The organism is Promicromonospora sp. NPDC060204, assembly GCF_042728455.1.
Lineage (GTDB): Bacteria > Actinomycetota > Actinomycetes > Actinomycetales > Cellulomonadaceae > Promicromonospora.
Window position 1 is genome coordinate 1 of the sequence record NZ_JBHWZO010000258.1, and the last position, 8,808, is coordinate 8,808.

Here is an 8,808-nt window from a genome sequence, read left to right on the forward strand (position 1 = left end):
GGTCACCTGGGTGACCTGAGCGTCTGACACGTCGGGGTCAGGCGTGCGGCGCAGGCGCAGGGCGACCAGCCCCGCGCCGACCACCACGATCACGTTGGCCAGCACCAGCAGCCGGTAGTCCACGAACGCGAGCAGCCCCGCGCCGAGGGCCGTCACCACGGTGCCCGGCAGGTTGCCGACCAGGTGCCCGGCGGCGGCGACCCGCCCCTGGAGCCGTTCCGGCGTCCGGACCTGGCGCTCCGTGACCCACGCGATGATCGCGGACGTCACCCCGAAGCCGAGCAGCGCCTGAGCCACGATCGCGGGGACCACCCAGCTGAACATGAGCGGCACGAGGGCCACGCCCCCGGCGAGGATCCCGATGGCGTAGACCCGCGGCCGGCCGTACCGCAGCATGAGGCGCGGCGTGACCGCCCCGGCGACGAACCCCGTCACCCCCTGCAGCACCGTCACCGGGCCGAGCCAGGCCGCGGGCAGCCCCAGGCCGTCGAGCACGGCGAAGGAGACGGCGTTCACGAGGCCGACCGACGCGAACACGATCAGGGCGTTCCAGGTCATCCCGCCGAGCGGCTGGGTGCCGAACAGGTGCCGGAACCCGGCGGTCGTCGCCGCCAGGTACGACTCGCCCGGCTCGCCCTCGAACCGCGACTCGGTGACCCGCACCAGGCCGAGCACGACCGCCGCGCCCACGAACCCCGCGACGGCCACCGCGACCAGCGGCACCACGCCCACCAGGGCGTAGACCGCCGCGCCGACCAGCGGCAGGGCCACGCGGAACACCTGGTCGATCATCGACAGGCGCCCGTTGGCGTGGCCGAGGGCCTCGTTCGGCAGGAGGTCCTTGAGGATCCCCGACTGGCAGGCGCCCGTGACGTACGCGACCCCGGAGTAGACCAGCGTGGCCGCGAAGACGATCCAGACCTGGTCCGCCCGGGTCACCCAGAACAGCGGCACCAGCCCGAGCGCGCCCACCACGTAGGCGACCACGAGCATGCGCCGCCGGGACACCCGGTCCGCGAGGTAGCCCAGGAAGGGCGAGGCGAGCGCGGGCAGGCCCAGCAGGGCGAACGTCAGACCGCCTAGCGCGGCGCTGCCGGTCAGGTCCGCGACCCAGACCGCCATGAGCAGCGTGAGCAGCGAGTCCGCCACGTTCGCGAGCGTCCAGCCCACCACGAGGGTCCGGAAGAGCGGCGTCCGCAGGTACCGGGCGGGGTCGGCGGGCAACGGCTGCCCGACGGCGGACGGGCCGCCCGGGGCGGCGCCGTCGTCCGGCACGGTGCCGTCGTCCGGCACGGTGCCGTCGTCCGGGGCGGCCGGCTTGACGGTGGTCATGCTTCCTCGCCCTCCGGCTCCGGGATCTCGGCCCAGACCGCGCCGAACAGGTGCGCGCGGCGCGCGCCCTCCGGGCGCTTGCCCGGGTCCACCGCGCGACCACGGAACGGCGCGGTGATCTCCTCCAGCTGCCGGGAGAGGTCGTCCAGCTCGTCGCGCGTCGCCCAGAACTCCTGGGCGGTCTGGGTGCTGGCGTACACCCAGGACGGGTCGTCCCGGTCCGCATCGGCGAGCCAGCGCTGCAGGGCGGCGAACTGCTCGGCCACGAACATGCTGCCGAACGCCTGCGCGGCGGGCCACGCCTCCGGGTCGGCAAGGTCGGGTCGCACGCTGAACCCCCTGCTCACGGCCCGCCACGGGCGCTCCTTGCCGTGCGCCTCGGCCCGTTCGACGTGCCCGTACTTCTCGAGCTGACGCAGGTGGAAGGAGCAGCTCGCCACCGACTCGCCCGTGCGCTCGGCGCACTGGGTGGCGGTGAGCTCCACCCCGGGACGGAACAGGCCGAGCAGCCGGATGCGCAGCGGGTGCGTCATCGCCTTGATGGCATCGGTCTGCGAGATGACGGTGTCCTCCGGCGGCGTCGGCCGCGTGAACCCCTGGGTCTCTGGCTGTTTCTGCTCGGGCATGCGCCGAGCGTAGGACGCTAAAGAGAACTTGCGCAAGGAATCTTTAGCGACTTCGCCCGAATAAAGCCGTGCGCCGCACCGCCGTCTCCTGGGAGGCTCAAGGCACACCGCGGTGACGTCCGTCCGGTCCCATACCGGGCGGTGGACAGGGTCCGGCCAGACCCTCTGTCGGGAGACCGGCAATCCAGCGTCACGAAAGGCACTCACGTGCACACCGAGTACGAGCTGGCGCAGACCCTTCACCGGGAGCGCCTCCAGGACGCCGAGGAACACCGGCGTTCACGCAGGCTCCGCGAGGAGCAGAAGCGACGCCGGGCCGAGGCCCACGCCGCACACCGGAACGACCACCGCGCACCGGCACCCGCCCTGCGCGCGCGGTCCGCATGACCCGTACGGCGTCCGCCGGAACTCCTCCGGCGACCGACGCCTCCGACATCCCGAAGCAGAGCGTGTGCCCGGCACACGCTCTGCTTCGTTGTTTGTGCGGGCATGGGCCCGTGTAGCGGCCGCTCGGCACACCCGCTGACCTGCGACAGGGTGCTGCACGTCACCCCTGTCCGCCTTGCGCGGCATTTCCGGAATCTGGGATGATGTAACACGACGGAAACACTGAGGAGCACCGACCGCGACCCGGCCGGAGCACGCCCGCTGCGACCGCCACCTCTCCCCACCCCTGGAAGGACCACGGACATGCATGCCCAGACCGCCTACTACATCGGCCGCGCACAGGTCGCCGAGATCGCCCGCCGCGCGGAGGTCGCCGGTGCCCAGGAGCGCGCTCTGCGGGAGCGCCCCGAGCGCCGCACGGCCAAGCGCGCCAAGCGGCTCCGCCTGATCTGACCGGCTGAACTGGCCTGACCGGCCGATCCGGTCTGACCGGCTGACCCGGTCCGACCGGCCGAACCTGTCCGACCGGCTGAACCTGTCCGACCGGCTGAACCTGTCCGACCGGCGCCGCCGGCCGGCCGATCCGCCGGGCAACAGCACTCCGACCGCCGTCGGACACCCTGGGCCCTTCCCCGAGCGACCTCGTCGCCTCGCGGAAGGGCCTTCGTGCACCCGGCCGGCCGACCCACCCACGACGTCGGCACCTTGCATCGAGGTCGGCACAGGGCTGTGCCGACCTCGATGCCGACTGCCGACCTCGCAGGAAGGTGCCGACGTCGAGCTGCACCGCCCAGCACAGCCCAGCACCGCCCGCGCCCCGTACCGCACCCAGCGGAACACCCCCGCCGCCGGACGGAATAGGCTAGGTCGGTGAGCCTTCCCAACCCCAACGAGCGCATCGTCTGGATCGACTGCGAGATGACCGGCCTCGACCTGCGCGCCGACGCGCTGATCGAGGTCGCCGCGATCGTCACCGACTCCGATCTCAACGTCCTGGGCACCGGTGTCGATGTCCTCGTCAAACCTCCGGCAGAGGCGCTGGCGCAGATGAACGACTTCGTCCGCACCATGCACACCACGTCCGGCCTGCTCGAGGAGCTCGACGAGGGGCTGACCCTCGAGGAGGCCCAGGAGCAGATCCTGGCCTACATCCGCGAGTGGGTGCCCGAGCCGGGCAAGGCTCCGCTGGCCGGCAACTCCGTCGGCACGGACAAGTCGTTCCTCGACCTGCACATGCCCGAGCTGGTCGAGTACCTGCACTACCGGATCATCGACGTGTCGTCGATCAAGGAGCTCTCGCGCCGCTGGTACCCGCGCGTCTACTTCGCTTCCCCCAAGAAGGACGGCGGGCACCGCGCGCTGGCCGACATCCTGGAGTCGATCGACGAGCTGCGCTACTACCGCGAGGTCCTGTTCCCCGCGCAGCCCGGCCCCGACACGGCGACCGCGCGCGCCGCCGCGGCGAGCGTCGCCGAGACGTCCGTCACGAAGCAGCTCGCTCCGTAGATTTGAGTTCGGTCCGTGGCCGCTGACCATGTATGCTTTTCGACGGTCGCCGGTCCAGGATCGGCGAGCATGGTGGGCGTAGCTCAGCTGGTAGAGCATCGCGTTGTGGTCGCGAGGGCCGCGGGTTCAAGTCCCGTCGCTCACCCCATGCAAAGGGCCCCCCGCTTCGGCGAGGGGCCCTTTCGCGTTGCCTGACGACGCCGGTTGCCCGACGACGCCGGTTGCCCGACGACGCCGGTTGCCCGACGTCGTCGGCGCCGCGCTCAGCCCAGCAGCTTCACCACGGCGTCGGCGAGCTTGCCCTCGACGCCCGTGCCGTACTTCATCCAGAGCGACGGCTCGGTGAGCTCCAGCTCGATGACCATGGGCACGCCGTCGTCGCCCGAGACGAGGTCAACGCGGGCGTAGGTGAGGTCCGCGCCGGTGGCCGCGCGCGCCACGTCGAGCGCCCGCCGGGCCACCTCGATCTGGTCGGGCGTGGCCTCGAACGACGCCATCTCCTCCCGCGCGTACAGCTCGCCCGAGTCCTCGGCCGGCCCGGTGAGCAGCGCGTTCTTCCGGACGGCGTGGGTGAGCTCGCCGTCGATGAAGACCAGGCAGGTCTCGCCCGTGGTGTCCACGGAGGTGACGTAGGGCTGGATCATGACCCAGCGGCCGTCGTCGAGCAGGCGGGTGGCGTGCGCGATCGCCTTGCCGCGCGACTGCGCGGACACCGGCTGGTAGCGGCCCGTGTTCTGGGCGCCGGCGCTGACGACGGGCTTGACCACGAAGTCGCCGAACGCGGGCATGCGGGTGTGCACGGCGCGCTTGGACAGGTGCCGCTGCGGGTCGAGCCAGATCGTCGGGATCACCGGGACGCCCGCCGCCTCGAGCTCGCGCAGGTACCGCTTGTCGGTGTTCCACTCGATGACGTCGGCGCCGTTGGCCACCTTGGGCAGCGAGCGCGCCCACGCCAGGAACTCGTCGTGGCGGGGCGAGTAGTCCCAGGTGGAGCGGACCAGCACGAGGTCGTAGGCCTGCCAGTCGACCGCCGGGCTGTCCCACACGGCGGGTTCGGCCGTCACGCCACGCTCGGCGAGCGCGGCGATCAGCGGCACGTCGTCCTTGTCGAGGTCGGGCAGCTGGGAACAGGTCGCAAGGGCTACGCGTGCGTTGGTCACGCCCCGAGACTATCGGGGCAGGTTCCCGGGGTCCCGGTCTGGGCGCAGGTCAGGACGCGGCGTCGGTCACAGCGGCGTCCTCGGTGTCCGCCGTCGTACCGGTCACCTCGACGTCCGCCTCGCCCGAGGCCGCGTCCGACGCCGTCCCCGCCGCCGCGTCCGCCGCGCGGCGCAGCGCGCCGAGGATCCCGTCCGCGGTCAGCGAGCCGACGAGCTCGCCCGACTCCCCCACCACGGGCACGCGCCCCATGGCCGACGCCGGCAGCGCGGCCACCGCCTCGAACGCGTCGGTCAACCGCGCCCCCAGCCGCACGGGCGCGGGGGCGGGCTCGACGATCCGGTCCACGCCCTCCAGGTCTGCCGTCTGCACCTCGGCGAGCGAGAGCATGCGCGAGGCAGCGCCGTCGCCGATGAAGTCGCGCACCCGCTCCGACGCCGGGTGGGCCAGCACCGCGAGCGGGCTCGCCACCTGCTCCAGCTTGCCGCCGCGGGACAGGACGGCGATCCGGTCGCCCAGGCGCGCCGCCTCGTCGATGTCGTGCGTCACGAGGATCACCGTGGTGCCGGTCTCCTGCTGGATCCGCTGGAACTCGGTCTGCAGGTGGCGCCGGAACTCCGGGTCGACGGCGCCGAACGGCTCGTCCATCAGCAGCACGGGCGGGTCGGTCGCGAGCGCGCGGGCCACGCCGATGCGCTGGCGCTCACCGCCGGACAGCTCGTGTGGGTACCGCTTCGCGTAGGTGGCGGCGGGCAGGCCCACGAGGTCCAGGAGCTCGGCCACGCGCGCCCGGGTGCGCCGGCGGTCCCAGCCGAGCAGGCCGGGCACGGTGGCGATGTTCGCCTCGACGGTGCGGTGCGGGAAGAGCCCCACGTTCTGGATCACGTAGCCGATGCGGCGGCGCAGGGCCACGGGGTCGCTGGTCGTCACGTCCTCGCCGTCGAGCAGGATGCGGCCCGACGTCGGCTCCACCAGCCGGTTGACCATGCGGAGGGTGGTGGACTTGCCGCAGCCCGAGGGCCCCACCAGCGCGAGCACCTCGTGCTCGCGCACGGAGAGGCTCAGTCCTTCGACGGCGACGGTGCCGCTGCCAAAGGTCTTGCGGACGGTGTCCAGCTCGATCACGGTGCGTGAGGCCATGTGCTCGAACCTACCGGGTGAAGAGCACGATAGGTTCTGAACATGCCCGGCAACCCGTGGTTCTCCTGGTCGTACGTGGTCGACAACGCGGCTGTGATCTGGCAGCGCACCGTCGAGCACGCCGGCCTGACGATCGAGGCCGTCGCGATCTCGGCGGCCATCGCCATCCCGCTCGGCGCGCTGATCTCCCGGTCCCGGTGGCTGGCCGGTCCGGTGCTCGGCACCGCGGCCGTGCTGTACACCGTGCCGTCCCTGGCGCTGTTCGCGATCCTCGCCCCGCTGCTCGGCATCGGCCGCACGCCCGTGCTGGTGGGCCTGGTGGTCTACGCGCTGCTCATCATCCTGCGCAACACCGTGGCCGGGCTGTCCACCGTTGACCCCGCCGTCACCGACGCCGCCCGCGGCCTGGGCTACGGCCCGGGGCGCCTGCTGGTCCAGGTGGCCATGCCGAGCGCCATGCCGAGCATCATCGCCGGGCTGCGGCTGGCCACGGTCTCCACCGTCGCGCTGGTGACCGTGGGCGTCGTGGTCGGGTACGGCGGGCTGGGCCAGCTCATGTTCCAGGGCTTCCGCAACAACTTCTACCGCGCCGAGATCATGACGGCCACGCTCGCGACCATCCTGCTGGCCCTCGTGCTCGACCTCGTGCTCTGGGCCGTCGGCAGAGCCCTGACCCCCTGGCTGCGCGGGAGGACCGCATGAGCGCCCCGACCGGAGTCGTCCAGCAGGCCATCGTCTGGCTCAACGACCCCCTGACCTGGACCGAGCCCGGCGGCATCCTCGAGCTCGCGGGCGAGCACCTGGCGATGACGGCGATCGCCGTGGCCATCGCCGCCGCCGTCGCCATCCCGGCCGGCGCCTGGCTGGGCCACAGCGGCCGGGGCGCGGGCACGGTCGTCTGGCTGACCAACGCCTCCCGGGCGCTGCCGACCCTCGGCATCATCCTGCTGCTCGCCGCGGGCGGCCTGTTCGGCAACACAGCCACGGTCATCGCCGCCGCCTTCTTCGCGGTGCCGGTGCTGCTGGTCAACACCTACGAGGGGGTGCGCGGCGCCGACCCCGACGCCAAGGACGCCGCCCGCGGCATGGGCATGAGCGACGGGCGCATCCTGCTGCAGGTCGAGCTGCCGCTCGCCACCACGCTGGTCGCCGCGGGCCTGCGCGTCACGATCGTGCAGGTCGTGGCCACGATCCCGCTCGCGGCGCTGGCCGGCGGCGGCGGCCTGGGCCAGATCATCGCGTTCGGCATGGGCACGCAGCGGTACGGCGAGGTGCTCGCCGGCGGCGTGGTGGTCGCCGGGCTCTGCCTGCTGATCGACGCCGTGCTCGCCGTCGGGCAGCGCCTCGCCACCCCCGCCCCGCTCCGGGTCCGCGCCGCCTGACGCGGCCTCGCCCCGGGAATAACTCCCCGGGGTGCCCGACCAAATGTAACGACATTCTCACGAGGGGGTTTATCCCTTGCCATCGACCGCCGACCGAGGTCGAATGGGACGGATCGAAGCCGTAGAACAGTTGTACGCCACCCACGTTCGGAGACATTCGATGAAGTTCCCCCGTACGCATCTGTCCTTGCCGCGCACGCTCGGCGCCGCGGCCGCCGTCGTCTCCCTCGCGTTCCTGACCGCCTGTGGCGCACCGGGTTCCTCCGGCGGAGGTGGCGGCAGCACCTCGACCGGCGGCAGCAGCCTCGCCGCGTGCGAGGCCGTCCCGGGCGACGAGCTGGTCGTGCTCCAGGACGACAAGCAGCTCCAGACCGTCGACAACATCATCCCGGCGATCAACGCGGCGGCCGTGGAGGGCGACGACACGCTCATCCCGCTGCTCGACTCCGTGTCCGCCGCGCTCGACACCGACACCCTCATCGGCCTGAACAAGGCCGTGGACGTCGACCGCCGCACCTCCAAGGAGGTCGCCGAGGAGTTCGTGGCCGACGCCGGCCTGGACAACCCCGAGCAGAGCGGCAGCGGCAAGATCGTCGTCGGCGCCGCCGACTTCGCCGAGAGCGCCACGCTCGGCACCATCTACGCGACGGTGCTCAACGCCGCCGGGTACGACGCCGAGGTGACCACCATCGGCAACCGTGAGGCCTACCTCCCCGCGCTGGAGGACGGCAAGCAGGTCCAGGTGATCCCCGAGTACGTGGGCACCCTGACCGAGTTCATCAACAAGGACGTCAACGGCGCCGACGCCGAGCCGGTCGCGAGCAGCGACCTCGACGCGACCGTCGAGGGTCTGACCGGTCTGGGCGAGCAGGTGGGCCTCGTGTTCGGCGAGCCCTCCCCCGCGCAGGACCAGAACGCCTTCGCCGTGACCAAGGCCTTCGCGGACGAGAACGGCCTCGCCACGCTCAGCGACCTCGCCGAGGCCTGCGGCGGCCTGGTGCTCGGCGGCCCGCCGGAGTGCACGGAGCGCCCGTTCTGCCAGCCGGGTCTCGAGGAGACCTACGGCCTGGAGTTCGCGGAGTTCCGCTCGCTCGACGCCGGCGGCCCGCTGACCAAGGCGGCCCTGCAGCAGGGCGAGGTCACCCTCGGCCTGGTCTTCAGCTCGGACGGCTCGCTCACCCCGACGTCGTGATCTGACCGCCCGGCCCCGTCGAGGGCCGCCGCGGACTCACTCACCTTTGAGGCCCGGGTTTCTTCGCTCTGGATCCGTCCAGAGC

9 protein-coding genes and 1 tRNA gene are annotated in these 8,808 nt (G+C 72.3%); 6 read left to right on the plus strand and 4 right to left on the minus strand.

What is annotated here, in order from left to right; all coding sequences use genetic code 11:
• Together ACFWEJ_RS24065 and ACFWEJ_RS24070 are read right to left on the minus strand one after the other, a co-directional pair.
• Positions 1 to 1,332, minus strand: a 1,332-nt coding sequence (locus ACFWEJ_RS24065) for an MFS transporter (protein WP_377231709.1), incomplete at its 3' end; no start/stop codon positions are given.
• On the minus strand, positions 1,329 to 1,958 hold the full coding sequence (locus ACFWEJ_RS24070; RefSeq protein WP_377231710.1) for an ArsR/SmtB family transcription factor: 630 nt from the start codon (positions 1,956 to 1,958) through the stop codon (positions 1,329 to 1,331). The genes ACFWEJ_RS24070 and ACFWEJ_RS24065, both read right to left, overlap by 4 nt.
• Positions 1,959 to 2,648: 690 nt before the next feature.
• Here ACFWEJ_RS24070 and ACFWEJ_RS24075 point away from each other — a divergent pair.
• The 3 genes from ACFWEJ_RS24075 to ACFWEJ_RS24085 all read left to right on the plus strand — a co-directional run bounded on the left by ACFWEJ_RS24075 (position 2,649) and on the right by ACFWEJ_RS24085 (position 3,999).
• The gene (locus ACFWEJ_RS24075; RefSeq protein ID WP_377231711.1) at positions 2,649 to 2,798 is read left to right on the plus strand and encodes a hypothetical protein; all 150 of its coding nucleotides are present in this window, start codon (positions 2,649 to 2,651) and stop codon (positions 2,796 to 2,798) included.
• A 417-nt stretch (positions 2,799 to 3,215) separates the two neighbouring features.
• Positions 3,216 to 3,851 (plus strand): oligoribonuclease, encoded by a 636-nt coding sequence (gene orn / locus ACFWEJ_RS24080; protein ID WP_357479895.1) that lies wholly within the window; start codon positions 3,216 to 3,218, stop codon positions 3,849 to 3,851.
• Positions 3,852 to 3,923: 72 nt separating this feature from the next.
• A tRNA-His gene (locus ACFWEJ_RS24085) sits at positions 3,924 to 3,999 on the plus strand.
• 115 nt (positions 4,000 to 4,114) lie between these two features.
• Here the strand turns inward: ACFWEJ_RS24085 and ACFWEJ_RS24090 are convergent.
• Both ACFWEJ_RS24090 and ACFWEJ_RS24095 read right to left on the minus strand, forming a co-directional pair.
• On the minus strand, positions 4,115 to 5,011 hold the full coding sequence (locus tag ACFWEJ_RS24090) for a RimK family alpha-L-glutamate ligase (protein WP_377231712.1): 897 nt from the start codon (positions 5,009 to 5,011) through the stop codon (positions 4,115 to 4,117).
• A gap of 49 nt (positions 5,012 to 5,060) precedes the next feature.
• Complete coding sequence (locus tag ACFWEJ_RS24095; protein WP_377231713.1) at positions 5,061 to 6,149, minus strand: ABC transporter ATP-binding protein; 1,089 nt, start codon at positions 6,147 to 6,149, stop codon at positions 5,061 to 5,063.
• A 42-nt stretch (positions 6,150 to 6,191) separates the two neighbouring features.
• Between ACFWEJ_RS24095 and ACFWEJ_RS24100 the strand changes: the two genes are divergently transcribed.
• The 3 genes from ACFWEJ_RS24100 (at position 6,192) to ACFWEJ_RS24110 (ending at position 8,723) form a co-directional block, all read left to right on the plus strand.
• Positions 6,192 to 6,851, plus strand: coding sequence for an ABC transporter permease (locus ACFWEJ_RS24100; protein ID WP_377231714.1), 660 nt, complete (start codon positions 6,192 to 6,194; stop codon positions 6,849 to 6,851).
• Positions 6,848 to 7,531: an ABC transporter permease gene (locus tag ACFWEJ_RS24105; protein ID WP_377231715.1), complete on the plus strand. Its 684-nt coding sequence runs from the start codon at positions 6,848 to 6,850 to the stop codon at positions 7,529 to 7,531. The genes ACFWEJ_RS24100 and ACFWEJ_RS24105 overlap by 4 nt, the downstream gene beginning before the upstream one ends.
• A gap of 160 nt (positions 7,532 to 7,691) precedes the next feature.
• Entirely contained in the window at positions 7,692 to 8,723 is a 1,032-nt protein-coding gene (locus ACFWEJ_RS24110; protein WP_377231716.1) for a glycine betaine ABC transporter substrate-binding protein, read from the plus strand.
• The last annotated feature ends 85 nt before the right edge of the window (positions 8,724 to 8,808 follow it).